The organism is Kushneria aurantia DSM 21353 (assembly GCF_000382245.1).
Classification (GTDB): domain Bacteria; phylum Pseudomonadota; class Gammaproteobacteria; order Pseudomonadales; family Halomonadaceae; genus Kushneria; species Kushneria aurantia.
On record NZ_KB907864.1, the window covers coordinates 162990 to 181872 of the forward strand.

17 protein-coding genes are annotated in these 18883 nt (G+C 63.9%); 9 read left to right on the plus strand and 8 right to left on the minus strand.

Annotation, left to right across the window (positions count from 1 at the left end; all coding sequences use genetic code 11):
• Nucleotides 1–102: 102 nt before the first annotated feature.
• The 3 genes from H146_RS0103725 to H146_RS0103735 form a co-directional block, all read right to left on the minus strand.
• Nucleotides 103–1284: an ATP-binding protein gene (locus H146_RS0103725; protein WP_026351727.1), complete on the minus strand. Its 1182-nt coding sequence runs from the start codon at nucleotides 1282–1284 to the stop codon at nucleotides 103–105.
• A gap of 109 nt (nucleotides 1285–1393) precedes the next feature.
• Nucleotides 1394–2551, minus strand: coding sequence for a metal-dependent hydrolase family protein (locus H146_RS0103730; RefSeq protein ID WP_019950513.1), 1158 nt, complete (start codon nucleotides 2549–2551; stop codon nucleotides 1394–1396).
• Nucleotides 2552–2660: 109 nt separating this feature from the next.
• Nucleotides 2661–3596, minus strand: a complete 936-nt coding sequence (locus tag H146_RS0103735; protein ID WP_019950514.1) for a LysR substrate-binding domain-containing protein — start codon at nucleotides 3594–3596, stop codon at nucleotides 2661–2663.
• A 166-nt stretch (nucleotides 3597–3762) separates the two neighbouring features.
• Here H146_RS0103735 and H146_RS0103740 point away from each other — a divergent pair, with 166 nt between their 5' ends.
• From H146_RS0103740 to H146_RS0103765, 6 genes are all read left to right on the plus strand, one after another.
• Nucleotides 3763–4752 (plus strand): metal ABC transporter solute-binding protein, Zn/Mn family, encoded by a 990-nt coding sequence (locus H146_RS0103740; protein WP_019950515.1) that lies wholly within the window; start codon nucleotides 3763–3765, stop codon nucleotides 4750–4752.
• Nucleotides 4753–4875: 123 nt separating this feature from the next.
• The gene (locus H146_RS0103745; protein WP_019950516.1) at nucleotides 4876–5742 is read left to right on the plus strand and encodes a metal ABC transporter ATP-binding protein; all 867 of its coding nucleotides are present in this window, start codon (nucleotides 4876–4878) and stop codon (nucleotides 5740–5742) included.
• Nucleotides 5739–6851 (plus strand): metal ABC transporter permease, encoded by a 1113-nt coding sequence (locus tag H146_RS0103750; protein WP_019950517.1) that lies wholly within the window; start codon nucleotides 5739–5741, stop codon nucleotides 6849–6851. The genes H146_RS0103745 and H146_RS0103750 overlap by 4 nt, the downstream gene beginning before the upstream one ends.
• On the plus strand, nucleotides 6851–7981 hold the full coding sequence (locus tag H146_RS0103755) for a metal ABC transporter permease (RefSeq protein ID WP_019950518.1): 1131 nt from the start codon (nucleotides 6851–6853) through the stop codon (nucleotides 7979–7981). The genes H146_RS0103750 and H146_RS0103755 overlap by 1 nt, the downstream gene beginning before the upstream one ends.
• A gap of 59 nt (nucleotides 7982–8040) precedes the next feature.
• On the plus strand, nucleotides 8041–9021 hold the full coding sequence (gene mbfA / locus H146_RS0103760; RefSeq protein ID WP_019950519.1) for an iron exporter MbfA: 981 nt from the start codon (nucleotides 8041–8043) through the stop codon (nucleotides 9019–9021).
• Nucleotides 9022–9178: 157 nt separating this feature from the next.
• A complete protein-coding gene (locus H146_RS0103765; protein WP_019950520.1) occupies nucleotides 9179–10021 on the plus strand; it encodes an EamA family transporter in 843 nt (280 codons plus the stop codon).
• 8 nt (nucleotides 10022–10029) lie between these two features.
• On the opposite strand, the gene H146_RS0103770 is transcribed toward H146_RS0103765, so the two are convergent.
• Entirely contained in the window at nucleotides 10030–10764 is a 735-nt protein-coding gene (locus H146_RS0103770) for a ParA family protein (RefSeq protein ID WP_019950521.1), read from the minus strand.
• A 119-nt stretch (nucleotides 10765–10883) separates the two neighbouring features.
• On the opposite strand from H146_RS0103770, the gene H146_RS18365 reads away from it, so the two are divergent.
• Both H146_RS18365 and H146_RS0103780 read left to right on the plus strand, forming a co-directional pair.
• Nucleotides 10884–11768 carry an alpha/beta fold hydrolase gene (locus H146_RS18365; RefSeq protein ID WP_019950522.1) on the plus strand — a complete coding sequence of 295 codons (885 nt, stop codon included), beginning with the start codon at nucleotides 10884–10886 and terminating at the stop codon, nucleotides 11766–11768.
• A gap of 283 nt (nucleotides 11769–12051) precedes the next feature.
• Nucleotides 12052–12429 (plus strand): DUF488 domain-containing protein, encoded by a 378-nt coding sequence (locus H146_RS0103780; RefSeq protein WP_033195432.1) that lies wholly within the window; start codon nucleotides 12052–12054, stop codon nucleotides 12427–12429.
• On the opposite strand, the gene H146_RS0103785 is transcribed toward H146_RS0103780, so the two are convergent.
• From H146_RS0103785 to H146_RS0103800, 4 genes are all read right to left on the minus strand, one after another.
• On the minus strand, nucleotides 12430–13179 hold the full coding sequence (locus H146_RS0103785) for a helix-turn-helix domain-containing protein (protein ID WP_019950524.1): 750 nt from the start codon (nucleotides 13177–13179) through the stop codon (nucleotides 12430–12432).
• Between the two features lie 180 nt (nucleotides 13180–13359).
• Nucleotides 13360–13785 carry a carboxymuconolactone decarboxylase family protein gene (locus tag H146_RS18370; RefSeq protein WP_019950525.1) on the minus strand — a complete coding sequence of 142 codons (426 nt, stop codon included), beginning with the start codon at nucleotides 13783–13785 and terminating at the stop codon, nucleotides 13360–13362.
• Between the two features lie 151 nt (nucleotides 13786–13936).
• A complete protein-coding gene (locus H146_RS0103795; RefSeq protein ID WP_019950526.1) occupies nucleotides 13937–16540 on the minus strand; it encodes a TRAP transporter permease in 2604 nt (867 codons plus the stop codon).
• Nucleotides 16541–16636: 96 nt separating this feature from the next.
• Nucleotides 16637–17632: a TAXI family TRAP transporter solute-binding subunit gene (locus H146_RS0103800; protein ID WP_019950527.1), complete on the minus strand. Its 996-nt coding sequence runs from the start codon at nucleotides 17630–17632 to the stop codon at nucleotides 16637–16639.
• A 288-nt stretch (nucleotides 17633–17920) separates the two neighbouring features.
• Between H146_RS0103800 and H146_RS0103805 the strand changes: the two genes are divergently transcribed.
• On the plus strand, nucleotides 17921–18823 hold the full coding sequence (locus H146_RS0103805; protein WP_019950528.1) for an AEC family transporter: 903 nt from the start codon (nucleotides 17921–17923) through the stop codon (nucleotides 18821–18823).
• Nucleotides 18824–18883 lie beyond the last annotated feature (60 nt).

Here is an 18883-nt window from a genome sequence, read left to right on the forward strand (position 1 = left end):
CGGGTTTGGTAGATTCCGGGCGATGTAGCACCCCGGGTAGTAATGGCGCGGGGATAGTAGACCCGGCGATACAGGGACGTTGGTCCGTAAAAGGAGGTTTGATCAACCGTCAGGGCTGTGTTTTCGCCTGATAAAATCAGCGAAAAGCGGAACGGTGAAATCAAGGTAGCCGTGATCGGTGCTGTAAATCATCCCCTTGTAGATGATGCTTGCGCGAGCCGGACCGATTGACTTCTGCGTACGTTCCATTCTTTTGGCAATATCGGAGACCTGATAAGGTCCGTCGCCAAGAGTCGCCATTGCCTTGACAAAACTGACCTCTGCTTTGGTAAGACGGTCCAGGCGCACACGAAAGAAACCGTTGTCCAGAGAGCTGATAGTTTCTGCATGAGACGCATGGATATCACTCTCATCGATTTCGGTTCCCCGCGCGTTGTTCCAGGCGAAGGAAGCAAGTTCCTGCAGAAAGAAGGGGTAACCCTTCGTCATGTCGAATATTGCTGCCACTGCTTCCCGAGAGATAGAGGCCCCTTCATCCCTGATGGGTTTCTCGATCGCTTTTGTCACCGCTTCCTCATCCAGAGGACCCACAGCAGGATAGCTGAATAATCTTTCCGCATAGGACTTCGCCTCCCCCGCGAGACGTGCTACTTGCGGTAATCCGGCGCCTATGAAAATGATGGGGCGTCCGTCCTGTGACATACGGTGAAGCGCGACAATCAGAGCCGAGAGGTCCTGCCGAGAGAGATATTGGATTTCATCGATCAGAAGTACCCAGCCCCTGTCCGCAGCTTGTGCCGCTCGGCCAATCTGGTCAAAGATATCAGGCAGATCGTGCTGCATATCGCCGCTCTCTGCCATGCCCGGTTCGGAGGGTGGTTCGACACCAACGTTCACACCGGCGACTTCGATGTTGAACACCGAGGCGAAATTGCGCAGCCCCCCAAGGGCGCGTGAAGCATGATGCCTGGCTGCCTCGATGCCTGATAATGCCCGAGAGATCTTGCGCATTTCCGGGTGTAGAAGAGCCGCCAGGTTGGTTTCTTCGGGCGCTTCGATCCTTGAAACGAGAAACTTCTCACTCTCGGCGATACGGCCAATTTCGCTTAAAAGCACCGTTTTTCCGGTGCCTCGAAGGCCCAGCAGCATCATTGATCGTGCCGCGCGCCCCCTGATGGCACGCCCGCACGATATTCTGGCAGTCTGCAGAATAGGATCCCGTCCTGCGAGTTCCGGGGGGCGGCTTCCGGCACCGGGAGCGAAGGGGTTGCTGAACGGGTCCATACAACATTTCCAGGATGAGCACTAGCGATGTATAGCGAAGTCTAGAGAAAAACGCTAGTTTTCGCTAGTTTTTCCGGGGCGTATGGAGAGCCGGTATCAGCGAGTTTGCTTATGCGAGCCGTGGCCGGGTCGCAAGACTGACACCGATCAGTACCAGCGAAGCCAGCGGCATCGCTACCAGCACACTGTTCCAGCCCAGCGGCTTGCCCAGCGCGATTTCCCAGATGAGCGTCATCGCGCCGCCTGTAATCATCGCCATCAGGGCAGCAACGGGCGTGGCGCGCTGCCACAGCAGATCGGTGCCAAAGGCCATCGGCAGCCCGGCTTCGCGCATGGTGACAAGACTTTCAAGCCCTGCCAGACGCACGTCGTCGATCTTGGCCAGCGATGCTTCTTTCAGGCCGTACTGCGCGCCTTCTTGCTTGAGCATCTCGTAGGTCACCAGCGTGGGGCAGGCGATCGCGCCGCTGGACGCTGCCAGTCGGGCGGTATCCGAGGTGATCAGGTTGCAGTGCTCCAGCGACAGGAAACCGGCCTCGACGGCGCGGCGAATCGCCTCGTCGGTATAGAGGTGACCGCTGACATAGGTTTGGGCGTTGCCGGCCTCCTCGACGATAGCGGCAAGCTCTGCCGTCGAAAAACTCAGAAAATCGATCGGGTCGCTGGGTGAGGAGACGCCGCCATTGGCCATCACCTTGATGAACTGCGCGCCGCTTTTGATCTCTTCACGCACCGCAAGTCGCACCGCTTCGACGCCGTCGCAGATACGTCCCATCGAACCCAATCGGCGGCGCTGGTACTGCGCGTCGCGCTCATCAAAGAAGCCGCGATAGTCGTTGTGACCCCCGGTCTGGGAGAGGGCCTTGGCGCAGATCACCAGTCGCGGCCCGGCCAGCAGACCTTCGGCGACCGCCTGCTGCAGGCCACGGTCGGCGCCGCCCACGTCACGTACGGTAGTGAAGCCACGTGCCAGCATGCCCTGCATAATGTGGGCCGAGCGAGCGGTAACGAGCGAGTCGGGCAGCAGCGCATTGGCGCCCAGGTCGGCGGTGGTGGCGACCACATGGACGTGGCAATCGATCAGTCCCGGCATCAGCGTGCGACCGCCAAGATCGATGACACGGGCGTTTTCGGCCGCGATGGGTTCGAAGGCGACCCGGGCAATGCGTTCGCCCTCGATCAGTACCTCGATGCCGTCGACCGGCTGTGAACGCTTGCCATCGACCAGTCTGGCATTACGTAGCAGGAGACGTTGATGAGTGCTCATGAAACCTTCCCGTCATTGTGGTTATCCGGAGGTTTTCGAGCCTATTGAGATATCCGGCGGGGAGGAAAGTGCAAAAAACGCATGCATGAATGCGTGCAGCGCATGGCGGTCATGCTCGGTCCGGCGCTTTGGCCAGAAGCCAGCGATGTAGCAGGCGGGTAGCATGATTTCGATGGCGCTCGGCGGGCGTGATCAGATAGTAACCCTGGCCGTGGCTGGCTGAATGATGCGAGGCGCGTACCAGGCGGCCGGTTGCGATCTGGCTGTCGATGATATGCCGCCAGCCCAGTGCGATGCCGTCGCCAAGAGCGGCCATCTCGATCAGGGAGGGGTAGTGATTGGACGTCATGGTGTTGTGATGCAGGCGCGGTTCAAGCAGACCGTTACAGGCAAACCACTGCGGCCAGGAGAGCCAGATACTGCGGGAATCCTCCAGTACCAGCAGGGTCTCGGCGTTCAACTGAGCGGGGCCGAGCAGTTCACTGCTATCCAGCCCCAGCCGGCGGCGGCACGCTGCCAGATAGCCCGGCGAGCAGACCGGGTGGACCTCTTCGGGAATCAGCAGCGTGGTATCGAAGCCGTGGAGTGTGCTGCCGGGCAGATAATAAACCCCCAGGTCGAATTCAAAGGAGCTCAGTGAAGCGAAGTCCTTGCGCACAATCAGACGCAGCTGGATGTCCGGATGTTCGCGGCGAAAACGGCTGAGCTGCGGCGTCATCCAGAACTGCGCCACGCCAGGCGTACAGGCTACCGTCAGCTCGTTTTCGCCGACGCTTTTCATGACCTCTGCGGTGGCGTGCGTACAGGTTTCCAGCATATCGCGCACCTGATGTGCATAGATTTCACCGGCGCGGGTCAATAACAGCTGACGCTGCTGACGAATGAACAAGGTTCGGCCCAGAAACTGCTCCAGGTCGGTGATCTGGCGGCTGACGGCGCTCTGTGACAGATTCAGCTCCGTGGCGGCGCGGGTAAAGCTCATGTGGCGTACCGCGGCTTCGAAGGCAATCAGGGTGTTGAGCGGCGGCAGAGGGGACATGCGCATGAAATGAGCTCCCTGATACGGCGGAGGGTACATCATAAAGGCTGCAAATGAAGGCGGTGACAGAGGCTGCAGGAAAACTTGTTTTTACCTTAACGGGTGTTCACAGTTGCGTTAGCCGGTGTTATCAATGGTAACCCATGTTTTGATAATTAACCGGAGTTTAAATATGCGCACGACACTACCCACGCTGCTGGCCGGGGCGCTGGCCACGCTGGCCATACCGGCACAGGCCGAGCCCGAGTCGCAGCCGCTCGAGGTGATGGCCACCATCGCCATGATCGGCAATGTCGCCCAGCAGGTAGGCGGTGAGTGTGTCGAGGTGACCAACATGATGGGGCCGGGCGTTGATCCGCACCTCTATCAGGCCAGTGCCGGTGACGTGAATGCGCTGCAGCAGGCGGACATGATCCTCTACGCCGGTTATTCGCTGGAGGGGCAGCTGGGTGACGTCCTGGAGCGCTTCGGCCAGATGAAGCCGACGGTGGCGATGGCGCCGGAGTCGATCGATCCCGGCGATCTGATTACGGTGCAGGATATCTACGGGATCGATCCCCACCTGTGGATGGACGTCGGGCTGTGGTCCAATCTGGTGCCTACCCTGGTCGCGCAGTTCAGCGAACAGCGCCCCGACTGCGCCGACACTTTCGAGGCCAACGGCGAGGCGTACCGCGACGAGCTTCAGGCGCTGGATGGCTGGATCGAGGAGAGCGTGGCGAGTATCCCCGAGCAGCAGCGCATCATGGTCACCGCCCATGATGCCTTCAACTACTACGGGCGTGCCTATGATATCGAAGTGGCCGGCATTCAGGGTATCAGCACCGAGACCGAAACCGGCGTCGCCGATATTCGTGACATGGCCAATGTCGTCAGCGAGCGCAATGTGCCGGCGATCTTCATCGAGAGCACCATCAACCCGCGCACCGTTCAGGCGGTGATCGACGCCGCCCGCCAGCAGGGCCATGAGGTGGAGATCGGCGGCGAGCTCTACTCCGATGCCATGGGCGAGTCCGGCACCATGGGCGGCACCTACATCGGTATGCTCTACACCAACACCACGCGCATCGTGAAGGCGCTGGGTGGCGAGACACCGCCGCTGCCCGCAGCGCTTGGCGACTGGGCGCAGCAGTGGCAGGTCGGCGACGCTGCCGGCCAGTAACGTCAGGCAGTAATGGCGCACCTGTCACGACGACATCGCGACTGTCGTCACGGCAGGTCGCCATCAGGGCGCGAGCACTTGCTGGCGCCCGCTGTCATTGCGCTTTCAGCGGAGAAACCCTCTATGTCCGATCATCTTCACGAACCCGAGCTGGCGCTGCATGTCGAGGACCTGACCGTCAGCTACCACGGCAAGCCGGTGCTGTGGGATATCGACTTCGATATTCCGCCCGGCGTGATGGCGGCCATCGTCGGCCCCAACGGCGCCGGCAAGAGCACCCTGATCAAGAGCGTGCTGGGTCTGATCCCGCCCATCGCCGGTCACGTCACGCTGTTTGGCCGCCCCTACAGGGCGCAGCGTCGCCGGGTGGGCTATGTGCCGCAGCGCTCCAGCGTCGACTGGGACTTCCCCACCACCGCGCTGGATGTCGTCACCATGGGGCTCTACGGGCGGCTCGGCTGGCTGCGCTGGCCGGGGCGTAAAGAGCGGCGCAGCGCCATGGAGGCGCTGGAGATGGTCGGCATGCAGGATTTTGCCGGGCGCCAGATCAGCCAGCTCTCCGGCGGCCAGCAGCAGCGCGTGTTTCTGGCCCGGGCGCTGGTACAAAACGCCGATATCTACTTCCTCGACGAGCCCATGGCAGGGGTGGACGCGACCACCGAGCGGGCCATCGTCAACATCCTGCGTCGCCTGCGCGATGAGGGCAAGACCGTGATCGTGGTCCACCACGATCTGCAGACGGTGCGTACCTATTTCGACTGGCTGCTGATTCTCAACGTGCGGGTGGTGGCCCAGGGCTCGGTCGAGAGCACCTATACCGCCGACAATCTGCGCAGCGCCTACGGTGGTCAGATCGCCCTGCTCGACAGCGAGGCCTTCATCAGCCGTGCCGGCAGCGAGGGCCGCGAGAGCGGTCATGACGAGGCCGTGGATACCGGGGCCGACAGGGCAGATGCAGCCGGCGCCGATGTCAGGGAGCGCACGTCATGAGTCTTGCCGTCCTGCTGAATGACTACACCCTGCAGAACGTGGTCATGGGCGCGCTGCTGCTGGGCGCCATCAGCGGCGTGCTGGGCAGCTTCGCGGTGCTGCGCAAGCAGAGCCTGCTGGGTGATGCGCTCTCTCACGCCGCCCTGCCGGGGGTTTGTCTTGGTTTCATCATCGCCGGCTCCCGCGAGATGGGCAGCATCATGGCCGGGGCGCTGGGCAGCGGCGCGGGGGCGGCACTGATGGTGCTGCTGCTGACCCGCTACAGCCGGCTCAAGACCGATGCGGCGCTGGGCATCGTGCTGAGCACCAGCTTTGCCCTCGGCGTGGTGCTGCTGACCTTCATCCAGAGCATGAACAACGCCTCCCAGGGCGGGCTCGATTCCTTTCTGTTCGGCCAGGCGGCGGCCACCCTGCGCAGCGACCTGGTCGTCATGGCGGCGGTGACGGCGCTGGCGCTGACGCTGGTGGCGCTATTGTGGAAGGAGTTCAAGCTGGTCTGTTTCGACCCCGGGTTCGCCCGCGCACTGGGCATGCCGGTGCTGCTGCTGGAGGTGATTCTGACGGTGATGATCGCGCTGGCGGTGGTGGTCGGTCTGCAGATGGTCGGCGTGGTGCTGATGGCGGCGATGGTGATTGCACCGGCGGTGGCGGCGCGCCAGTGGAGCCCGCGGCTGGAGGTGATGGTGCCGCTGTCGGCGGCGTTCGGCATGGCTGCCGGAGTGTGTGGCGCGCTGGTCAGTACCCTCGGGCGCGGTCTGGCGACCGGCCCGCTGATCATTATCAGCGTCTCCGTTTTCGTCATCGCCTCGCTGATGCTGGCGCCGCGCCGGGGGCTTTTGTGGGAGGCGGTGTCGCGCCTGCGCCGCCGGCTGCGCCACCAGCAGCTTTTGACCACCCTGCACCGGCTGGCGCTGGCGCACGGTGACAGCCACTTTCGCTCCGAACAGGGGCTGCTTGACGGCTATCACGGTACCCACACCCGCAGCGCCATGAAACGCCTGGCGCAGCGTGGTCTGGTAGCGCGTCATGAACGCTACTGGATGCTGACCGATGCCGGCCACGAGGAGGCGGCGAACATTCTGGCGCGCATGGAAGGGAGAGTCACCTGATGCTGGCCTCGTTGCTGGGTAATCCGGCCGTCATGATCATGACCGTAGGCGCGCTGGTAGGTATCGCCGCGACCCTGGTGGGTACCTTTCTGGTGCTGCGCGGCACCAGCATGCTGTCCGATGCGATCAGCCATTCGATCGTCTTCGGTATCGTCATCGTCTGGCTGTTGACGCATCAGCAGAGCGGCCCGGTGCAGATCGTCGGCGCCGCCCTGACCGGCATTTTGACGGTCTTTCTCACCGAATTGCTGGTCAACTCGAAAAGGGTCAAGCAGGACGCCGCCATCGGCCTGGTTTTTCCGCTGCTGTTCTCGATCGGCGTGCTGCTGCTCAATCTCTACGCCGGCAACGTTCACATCGATACCCACACCGTGCTGCTCGGCGAGATCGGCTTCGTGTGGCTGGATACCGTCACCCTGGGCGGTTACGAGGTGCCGCAGTCGCTGCTGTCGATGGGCGCCATGACGCTGCTCAACGCGCTCTTCGTGGGGCTTTTGTTCAAGGAGCTCAAGCTGGCTACCTTCGATGCGGCGCTGGCCAGGGCGCTGGGCTTTGCTCCCGGGGTGCTGTTCTATGCGCTACTGCTGCTGACCAGCGGCACCGCCGTGGCGGCCTTCGATGCGGTGGGCGCGGTGCTGTTCGTTGCCTTCGTCATCGTCATTCCATCCACCGCCTATTTGCTCACCGATCGCCTGGCGCTGATGCTGGCGATTGGCGTGGCGGTATCGATCGCCTCCAGCATCTGCGGCTACGGCCTGGCCGTCAGGCTGGATGTGTCGATCGGTGGCATGATGGCGGCCATGACCGGCGTCTTCCTGCTGCTCGCCTTTCTATTTGGCCCGCGCTACGGGCTGGTGGCCCAGGCGCGCGAGCGCCGCCGTCAGCGCCACCTCAACGAGAGCCGCAACCTGGCGGTGCACCTTTACAATCACGAGGGCGAGCCCGAGCAGGGTGAGGAGAACGTCGCCCGGGCACTGCGCGAGCACCTGCTGTGGAGCCATGAGCGTTCCCGGCGGGCGATACTGCAGGCGCTGGATGCTGGCCATATCCAGCGCCAGGGTGAACTGTTGCAGCTTACCGCCACCGGGCGCGAGGTGGCGCGCGAGATTCTGGAGCCGGGGCGGCGTTGAACGGCGCCGGTGAATGCCGGCCGGTTACACTATAGAGTCGAGCATTCGGAGGAACGACCATGTTGTTTCGCTTTCTCTCCAGCGGGCGTGATTTCGACTCGCTTACAGAAAAGGAAATGCTGGCGCTTGCGATCTCCTCGGAGGAGGAGGACAGCCGCATCTACGCCGCCTACGCGGACCGTCTGCGTGATGATTTTCCCGCTTCTGCCGCCATGTTCGAGGGCATGGCGGCGGAGGAGGACGAGCATCGGCGCCTGTTGATCGACCGCTATGCCGCACGTTTTGGCAACCTGATAGTGCCCGTTCGGCGTGAGCATGTGCGTGGTTTCATCACGCGCAGGCCGGTGTGGTTGATGGCCGAGCTCAATCTTGACAGGGTGCGCGCCCAGGCGTGGGAAATGGAGCACGATGCGTCGCGCTTTTACGCCCACGCCGCGGAGCGCAGCGAGGATGCCGATACGCGGCGTCTGCTGGGCGACCTGGCCCGTGCCGAGCGTGACCACGAAAAGCGCGCCGAACGGCTCGAGGGGGCCATGCTCGGTGAAGGCGCGCGCGCCAGTGAAAGTGAAACCGCGAAGCGTAACTTCGTTCTCACCTATGTGCAGCCCGGCCTGGCCGGCCTGATGGACGGCTCGGTGTCGACGCTGGCGCCCATCTTTGCCGCCGCCTTTGCCACCGGCGATACCTGGGCCACCCTGCAGGTCGGTCTGGCGGCGTCAGTCGGCGCCGGTATCTCGATGGGCTTTACCGAAGCCGCTTCCGACGATGGCAAGTTGACCGGTCGCGGCTCGCCGGTCAAGCGTGGTTTCGCCTCCGGCATCATGACTACCCTTGGAGGACTGGGGCACGCGCTGCCCTATCTGATTCCACACTTTCAGACGGCGACGACGCTTGCCATTGTGCTGGTCTTCATCGAGCTGTGGGTGATCGCCTGGATTCAGAAGCGCTTCATGGAGACCCCCTTCTGGCGTGCCGCCGCCCAGGTGGTGCTGGGCGGTGGTCTGGTGTTTGCCGCCGGCGTTCTGATCGGCAGCCTGTAGCCCACGTCGGCCGCTGGGCCTGCTCGGTCATGGGCGACGCTGAGCCTGTCCGGAGGGCTTCAGGTTGCGCCGAATGCGGTAGTGTGTGACGGTTCAATGACAGTAACACTACTGTCCGGGGCGGCAATACCTGCCTCGATGACGCCGGGAAAACCGCATGACCACCCCCGTTTTTCTTGCCGTACTGGCCGCTGCACTGATGCATGCCAGCTGGAATGCGCTGGTCAAGGTCGGGCTCGACCGCCTGCTGAGCATCACACTGATCCAGACCGCCTGCGGTCTTATTGCGCTGGCCGGCGTGGCCTTCGTGGCGCTGCCGGGGCCAGCGGCCTGGCCCTGGCTGGGAGTCTCTACCCTGCTGCATGTGGGCTATAACGTCTTTCTGGTGCGTGCCTACCGCAGCGGTGACCTGGGCCAGGTCTATCCCATCGCGCGGGGCTGTGCGCCGCTGCTGGTCACGCTGGCAGGGCTTTTCTTCCTGAGCGAGCAGCCCTCGCTGCCGGGCTATGCCGGTATTGCGCTGCTGGTGCTGGGTATTCTGGCCATGGCGTTTCGCGGTGGGCGCCACCAGCGCCTGCCAGCGGCGGCGCTGCGCGATGCGTTGATCACCTCGGCCTTTATTGCCGGCTATACCCTTGCCGATGGAAGCGGTGCGCGCGCCAATCATGATGCCGTCAGCTATGTGGTGTGGCTCTTTCTGCTCGACGGCAGCGCCATGTTGCTGGTGCTGATCGTCATGCGCGGCGTACGGGTGTTGCCGCAACTGGGTGCGCACTGGCGAGTGGGGCTGATGGGCGGAGCGCTGTCGATCAGCGCCTACGGCATCACCATCTGGGCCATGACCCAGGCGCCGCTCGCGCTGGTTGCCGCGCTGCGCGAGACCAGCGTGCTGTTTGCCATCGCTATCGGCACGCTGTGGCTGGGTGAGCCGCTGCGTCGCGCACGGCTGCTGGCCGGAGGCCTGATTCTGGCTGGCGTGGTGCTGAGCCACTGGGGCTGAACGGGGTTTTACAGCCGCCGTTCGATCTCCTCCCACAGTTCCCGGTAGGCGTGCGCCGCGGCGCTGCGTGGTGCGAAGCTCGACAGCGGCGCCTGCTCGACGCCCATACGTTCGACCACGCTGGCGTTGGGGATAATGCTGGAGAGCTGTGCCGGCCACTGTTGCCGAAAGTCCTCGATGGTCTGCATGTGCATCTTGCGGCGCTTGTCGACGAGGGTGAAAAAGGGCCACACCGGCGTGGCGATATCCTCCCGGTCGAGGTGGTTCTGCAGCTGCTCGAGGGTGCGCAGCGACAGGGTGGTGGGTACCACCGGCACCAGCAGCACATCGACGCTGGAGAACACCTGGCCGGAGAGGGTGCTGATGCTGGGCGGGCAGTCGAGAATGACCAGATCATAGTCCTCGAACAGCGGTTTGAGCACCTTGCGCAGGCGGCTTGATTTTCTGCCCTCGAGCAGCTGGTCGAGCTCACGGGATTCGAAGCTGGCCGGCAGCAGGTCGAGGTTGTCCAGCGGCGTATCGCGCACGGCCTTGTTCAGCGCCGCCTTGCCCTTGACCAGCTTCTCCACGCCGCCGCCGCGCACTCGGGGCTTGTTGCGCAGATAGAAGGTGGTCGCCGCCTGGGGGTCCAGATCCCACAGCAGGACACGATGCCCGGCAAGGCTCGCCCGGGCTGCCAGATTGACCGCCGAGGCGGTCTTGCCCACGCCGCCCTTGATGCTGTACACCGCCACCATCTGCATACTGTCTGCTCCTTTCTGTCGCAATCAGGCCGGAATGTTTTAATGTTCGAGACTGCTTATCCTGGCAGAGATTGTCACCCTGTCGCGCCGCCCCGATTGTCCAACCGGAGTATTGCACTATGAGTAACGCTGAGCATCAGAGCGAGCAGATCCTGCACTGGGAGTGGGGCGGACGCAGCGTCGAGGTCGGGGTAACGCGCCGCGGCGAGGGGCCGCAGGTGCTGCTGCTGCCGGCGTTGTCGACCATCTCCACGCGTCACGAAATGGACGGCCTGCAGGAGAAGCTGGCAGCGCGCTTTGCTACGATTTCGGTGGACTGGCCGGGCTATGGTGACCGCCCACGCCCCTTCCTGGAGCCCAACCCGAAGATGCTGGCCGACTTCGTCGGCTGGCTGCTCGATGAAGTGGTGTTTCTGCCCGAGATGATCGTCGCCGCCGGCCACGGTGCGGGGACGGTGCTGCGCCACCTGCAGGCGCACCCGGAAGCCGCCGACCGGCTGGTGCTGATCGCGCCGACCTGGCGCGGGCCGCTACCCACCATGACGGGAGAGCGCAAGCCCTGGTTCGGCCATCTGCGCAGCTGGTTCGACCGCCCCGTTGCCGGGGCAGTGCTCTACCGGCTCAACGTCAGCCGCTGGTTCATCCGCCGCATGGCCGGTGAGCACGTTTACGAAACCCCCAACTGGCTCTCCGGTGAGCGGCTGGCGGCCAAGCAGCGGGTAGCGCGCACGCCCGGCGCGCGCCACGGCTCGATCCGTTTCGTGACCGGTGAGGTGGACCCCTTTGAAACCCGTGAGGCGTTCGTCGCGGCGCTGGAAAAATCCAGCGCGCGGGCGCTGGTGGTCATCACCGAGTCAATGCCGCCGCGTTCGCGCGCCGAAATGAAAGCGCTGTCGCCGCTTGCCGACGTGGATACGGCGTCGTTACCCCATGGCCGACTGTCGGTACACGAAGAGCACCCCGACGATGTGGCTCATGCCATTTTTGACTGGCTGGATCGATAACCGGCGGCGTTGTCAAGGCGCCCCGGTCGTTTCACGCCACCAGCGCAGCGGCAACAGCAGGGGGTTATTGCGCTTTGGCGCCAGCATCATTTTTCGCTATGAACAAAGGGGCGTATACCATAAAAAAATCATCGCCGGGTCGAAGCCGGTAAAGTCCCGGGTGGATCGGTCAGCGCTTATTTACCCCCTCTGACAAGGCCCCGAAGATCGGGGTATGCTCTATTCACGGTCCATCCGAAAGAACGTGATCGATAGCGGCAACCTTATGATTTCAGGGGGTTATATGTTGATCGGGGATGTGCATTTAAAGCGTGTCTATCAGGGCAGTTCGGACCACGACGGGGCGCGCTGGCTGGTCGACCCGGTATGGCCGCGGGGCAAGCGCGAGGAGGATCTGGCGCTGGAGAAATGGTATCGCGCGGTGTCTCCTTCGTCGCGGCTGCGGCGTGCCTGGCGCGGCGGCGAGATCGACCAGGCGACCTTCGAGCGGCGCTATCGTCAGGAGCTGACCGCCGGGGATATTGAGCCGCTGCTGGCGCGGGCACGACAGCAGCGGCTGACGTTGATCAGCGCCGAGCGCAATCTGAACGAGAGCCACCTGCCGATCCTGCGCGAGGTGATTCTTGAAGCGCTGCGGGAGAGCGACGCCCTCGAAGCCTGATCAGGATGGGGCGCCCCGGCCGCAGCAGTCGACGCTGCCGGCGGCGCGCTCCAGCGCCGGCCGGTCGAGTATCTCCAGCCGGCGACCGCGTACGGCTATCAGCTGCTGTTCCTGAAAGCGGCTCAGTACGCGGCTGACGGTTTCGATCGCCAACCCCAGCCAGGTGGCGATATCGCGGCGCGGCATGGGCAGGCGCACGGCGTCGCGGTTGTCGCCGGCGCGATCAAGGCGCAGCGTCAGCTCCAGCAGGAAGTGGGCGAGACGCTCGTCGGCGCTGCGGCCGGTGAGCAGGCGCATCAGCCGTCGGTCGCCGGCGATCTCGCGACTCATGCCGCGATAGAGCTGTCGGCGCAACGCCGGCAGGTGCGCGGCCAGTTCTTCGAGGCGTTCGAAGGGAATCTCGCAGACGGCAGCACGCTCCATGGCACTGATCATCCCCGCCCATACGCCGCTGTCGATACTGTCCATGCCGATCAACTCGCCGGGCAGATAGAAGCCGCTGATCTGTGCGTTGCCCTCGGCATCGACCGCCGTCTGCTTGAGACTGCCGCTGCGCACGGCGTAGACGTATTCGAAGCTGTCGCCCTGTTGCTGCAGCGTCTCGCCGGCGGCCAGTGATGCACGGCGGCGTACGATATTATCAAAGCGCTCGATGTCGCCGGGCGACAGCGCCAGTGGCAGGCACAGCGAACTCAGCGAGCAGTTCCGGCAGTGCGGCGAGAGATGCAGGGTATGGGCTGATGGTGCCATGAGCGGTGTGTCCCGTACGCACAGGGCGCGCGCAAGCAGCGCCGTTCAGGTTGACGGTAACAGCCATGGTAAGGGAGGCGGGGTGGTGTTGCCAGTGCCATAAAAGACACACGCCAACGAGACTGCCCGTAGAGAGGGCAGCCGTGGGGCAGGGGCTTGCAGCGGTGCTGTCGGCGCTGCTCAGCCCTTCTGCCGGGTGTCCATGTGGCGCGCCACACGCGACATGGTGCCGGTCAGTTCGATGGCCAGCGTCAGGTCGGCCAGTTCGCGGGGCGAAAAGGTGGTGATGGCCAGCTTGCGCGTGCCGCTGTCTACGGGACGGAAGTGAGTGAAGGACTCGCACCAGGCCAGGGCGGCGCGCTCGCGAGCGCTGAAGCGGTCGGAATCCGCCCAGCGCGCCAGTTCGCGCAGTTTGTCGGCGTCGATGCCCAGTGCTTCGGCTTCACTGACGCGCAGGTTTTCGCAGTTGTCGCAGCCGCCGTTGATCTGCGAGGCGCGCAGTTCCGCCAGGCAGCGGATCGAGGGGTCGAGCGAGCAGCGGCGCACGGCGCGAGTGTTGTGATAGATATCGGTCGCGTCGATTCGTCGGGATCGTTCGGCGGACATGACAGCACCTCGAAAAATAAATAGTAGGAATCTGGTCCCATTTAACGCCGCTGGCGGGGAGAATTCCACAGCCGGGCTTTACAATGTTGAATGGGGTTTAAAATCTATTCTCTCCGCGCGCCATACCGTCGGATATGGCGCGCGGCGTCTTTCAGGCGTTTCGGGCTTTTGCTTCACTGCGTAGCGCCGGCTCACGCCGCCGTCGCTGCAGGGCAAAAACCAGCGCCAGCAGTACCAGTGCCGGCAGCCACAGCCACTCCTTGGCAAAACGCGATTGTGGCAGTGCCACCCTGGTCACGGTTTGATCGAGATCAAAACCCAGCTCGGACGCCTGGCTGCCCCAGGCCACCATGTCGACGATGGTCTGCTCGCCGTCCTGACGCAGTGTCAGGCCCAGATTGTCGAGCCGCTGCTGCCCGGAATCGCCCGCTACCGCCGGTACCTCGATCACCAGACTGGTGGGCGCACCGTAGCTGTCCAGCCCCTCGACGTTGACCCGCAGCGACTGATTGTCGCCCAGCTCGCCGTAGGCCCGGGCAAACTGCGCCGTCGGCACCTGCTGCCAGGGCGACACGATCATGTCCTGCCAGAAGCCGGGACGAAAGAGGGTAAAGGCGATCAACAGCAGCGCGATGGTTTCGTACCAGCGGTTGCGGTCGATGAACCAGCCCTGGGTGGCGGCGGCGAAGATCAGCATGGCGACGGTGGCGACCACGAAGATCAGGATGCCGTGCCACCAGTCGACACCGATCAACAGCAGATCGGTATTGAAGATGAACAGGAAGGGCAGGGCAGCGGTGCGCAGGCTGTACCAGAAGGCCTGAAAGCCGGTGCGAATGGGGTCGGCGCCGGAGATGGCGGCGGCAGCGAACGACGCCAGCCCCACCGGCGGCGTCACGTCCGCCATGATGCCGAAGTAGAACACGAACAGGTGCACCGCGATCAGTGGTACCAGCAGCCCCTGCTGCTGGCCGAGCTGAACGATCACCGGCGCCAGCAGCGCCGACACCACGATATAGTTGGCGGTGGTGGGCAGCCCCATGCCGAGAATCAGGCTCAACACTGCCGTGAGCAGCAGCATCAGGAAGAGGCTGCCCATCGACAGCTGCTCGACCAGATCGGCCAGCACCAGCCCCACGCCGGTCTGCGATACGGCGCCGACGATAATGCCGGCGGTGGCGGTAGCGATACCGATGCCCACCATGTTGCGGGCGCCGTCGACCAGCCCGTCGAACAGATCCCTGACGCCGTGTCGGAGGTTGTCACCGAGCTGCAGGCGGCCGCGAAAGAGGGCGTCGATGGGGCGCTGGGTGACCATGATCACCATCATCAGCACCGTCGCCCAGAAGGCCGACAGCCCCGGCGACAGGCGCTCGACCATTAGACACCAGACCAGCACCACCACCGGCAGGATGTAGTGCAGCCCCACCATGACGGTGGGTTTGGTGCGCGGCAGTTCGGTGATGTCGCTGTCGGGGTTGTCGCGTTCGAGTTCCGGGTAGCGCGCGCCCAGCTTGAGAAGACCGACATAGACCGCCGCCAGCAGTATCGCCACCACCCAGGGGGTCGCACTGCCCAGCAGCGGCTTGAGCCAGCCGAGGCCGTAATAGACGATCGCACTGAGCGCCATCAGCCCCACCAGGCCGGTGGCGAAGCCCAGCAGCCTGAAAAGCCAGGGGCGCGGCGGATTGGCGCTCTTGAGCCCCTGCATGCCGGCTTTCATCGCCTCCAGGTGGACGATGTAGATCAGCGCGATATAGGAGATCACCGCCGGCAGAAAGGCGTGCTTGATCACCTCGACATAGGGAATGCCGACGTACTCGACCATCAGAAAGGCGGCGGCGCCCATCACCGGCGGCATGATCTGGCCGTTGACCGAAGAGGCGACTTCGACCGCGCCGGACTTGGTGGCGCTGAAGCCGACCCGCTTCATCATGGGGATGGTAAAGGTGCCGGTGGTGACGGTGTTGGCGATCGACGAGCCGGAGATCAAACCGGTCAGGCCGGAGGCGACTACTGCCGCCTTGGCCGGGCCGCCGCGATAGTGGCCCAGCATCGAAAAGGCGACCTTGATGAAGTAGTTGCCGGCGCCGGCCTTGTCGAGCAGGGCGCCAAACAGCACGAAAAGAAAGACGAAGCTGGTCGACACCCCCAATGCGATGCCGAACACCCCCTGGGTGGTCAGCCACTGGTGGTTGACCAGCGCCTCGAAGCTCACCCCGCGGTGGGCGAGCATGCCGGGCATGTACGGGCCGGCCAGCGAGTAGCCGAGAAACACCAGCGCGACGATGGTCAGCGGTGGGCCCAGCGCACGGCGGGTGCCCTCCAGCAGCAGCACGATACCGACGATGCCGACGACCACATCCTGGGTAATGGGGTTGCCGGGACGGTTGGCCAACTGGTCGTAGAACAGATAGAGGTAGAGAGCGCAGAAGGCGCCCACCAGCGCCATCGCCCAGTCCGGCAGCGGTACGCGATCCTTCGGTGAGCGCTTGAGTGCCGGATAGGAGAGAAAGGCCAGAAAGAGCGCGAAGGCAAGATGGATGGAGCGCGCCTCGGTGGCACTGAACACGCCGAAGCCCATCAAATAGGGCAGCGGCGAGGTGATCCAGAGCTGAAACAGCGACCAGGCCACGGCGACGGCCAGCAACAGTCGGCGTGTGATGCCTTCCAGTTGGCGGCCGCCGGTATCGGCGGCCTGCGCCATCTGCTGAGCGTTGGGCGTTGCATGGTCGCCGCGGGAGGCAGTGTTCATGGCAATCTCCTCGCCGTGGCGGCGGGCGGTGACAACGACACAACGCCTCCGGCGGTACCGGAGGCGTTGCAGTAACGAGAAGCCGTGTGGAGAGGATTACTCCTCGAGCCAGCCCTGTTCACGATAGTAGCGCTCGGCGCCCTCGTGCAGCGGCGCCGACAGGCCTTCGCTGATCATGGTCTGCGGGTCGAGGTTGTTGAAAGCCGGGTGGAGTTGCTTGAAGCGATCGAAGTTTTCGAACACTGCGCTGGTAGCCGCATAGACCAGATCCGGGCTGACGCGCTCGGCGCTGACCAGCGTAGCGCCCACGCCGAAGGTCTGAACGTCGTCCGGATTGCCCTGATACATGCCGCCGGGCACGGTGTAGAAGCTGTAGTAGGGGTGCTCCTCGACCAGCGTCTGGATGGTTTCGTCATCCAGCGGGATAATGTTGGCGTCGGTGGTGGTGGTCGCCTCCTGGATCGAGCCGTTGGGGTGGCCGGCGACGAACACCATGGCGTCGATGTTATTGTCGGCAAGTGCAGAGGATTGCTCGGCGCTGTCGAGCTCGGAAGCCAGCGCGAAGTCGTCGGTGGTCCAGCCCTTGGCGGCCATGATCACTTCCATGGTGGCGCGGTTGCCGGAGCCGGGGTTGCCGATGTTGACGCGCTTGCCGACCAGATCGTCGAGGCTTTCAATGCCGGAGTCGGCGCGCGCCACCAGCGTCATCGGTTCGCCATGCAGAGCGAAGACCGAGCGCAGATCCTCGCGGGCATTGCCCTCGAACTGCCCTTCGCCGTGGTAGGCGTTGTACTGCACATCGGACTGGGCCACCCCCAGGTCGAGATCGCCGTTTTCGATGCCGTTGACGTTGGCCACCGACGCGCCGGTAGAGGGCGCGTTACAGCGGTAGCCGCTGTCCCCCTGGTTGACGAAGCGGCAGATCGACTGCCCCACCACGTAATAGACGCCGGTCTGGCCCCCGGTGCCGATGGTCATGAACTGCTGCCCGCTTGCCTGGGCATTGCCGGACATGACTGCTGCCCCCAGCATCATGCCGAGGCCGGAGACGAGGGCGGTCAGGGTAGTGCGGCGCTTTCCTTGCATGATCATGATGATAGTCCCTGTTGTTGTGACGATGGCCTGCATGTCGTTGAAGACGTGAGGTGTCCCGTCCGGTCATTGCCCGAAGGGGCCCCCGATCAATGTGTGGCATTAACATAGCGCTACATTACGAAAGACTGCAAAGAATTTCCCGGCGTTGAGACCAAAGCCGAACAGCGCCGCAAGCCTGACGCAAGGTGTCACAACGCGTTATGATGCCGAGGCGGCTGCCTCGAGGCAGTGACTACCGTCCGATTCATCGCCTCCCGGCTGTCGTGAGGCACAAGCGAGGTGCCCATGGCCGCCGTCATCGCCATTCTTCCTATTTTCGGTCTGATCGTGCTGGGGTATGTGCTGGGCTGGCGCCGCTGGCTGAGCCACGACAGCATCGGCGGTCTCTCCTGGCTCACCTTCCGCGTTTTTCTACCCTGTGTGCTGCTCACCGGCATCGCCCGCGCGCCCCTGGGCGAGGCGCTGTCGCCACTGCTGCTGGTGGTCTACTTCGTGCCGGCGCTGGCGCTCTTTGCCGGTTTCAATGTCTGGACGCACTGGCGTAGCGGTCTCCCCTCCGCCGAAGGGCTGGCGGCCAGCTACTCCAATAACGTGCTGATCGGTATTCCCATGATCAGCGCGCTGTTTGGTCCGCAGGGGCTGGTCTATCTGTTCGCCCTGCTGGCGCTGCACAGCCTGGTGATGTTCTCCACTCAGTCGCTCTACGCCGCTCTCGGCCACGGGCGTGACAAGCGCCCGGGTGTCCTGTCGCTGTTGAAGACGCTGGCCAACCCGCTGGTGGTGGGGCTGTTGATCGGCGCGCTGATCAACCTGGCCGACATCGAATTGCCGGCGCCGCTGTGGCAGTTGCTCGACTGGCTGGCGCGCGCCGGCCTGCCCTGCGCGCTGATCGTGGTGGGGGTGGGACTGACGCGTTATCGGCTGCGCTCCTCGCTGCGTATCTGGCGTATCTGCCTTGGCAAGCTGGTGCTGATGCCGCTGCTGGTGCTGGCACTGGGCCTTGCGATACCGGGGCTCAACCCGCTGGCGCTACAGGTGCTGGTGCTGGCCGCGGCCAACCCCATCGGCGTCAACGTGCTGGCCTTCGCCGCCCCCGGCAAGGAGCAGCACACCGTTGGCGCCAGCATCTTCCTTTCTACCCTGCTGGCGGCGGGCACGCTGCCACTGTGGATGCTGATGATGGGGTAGCGAGGCTCCCAGACACGCTGCCTCGTTTCCCTGGAAGGTAGCCCTGACGCTATTGGCAGG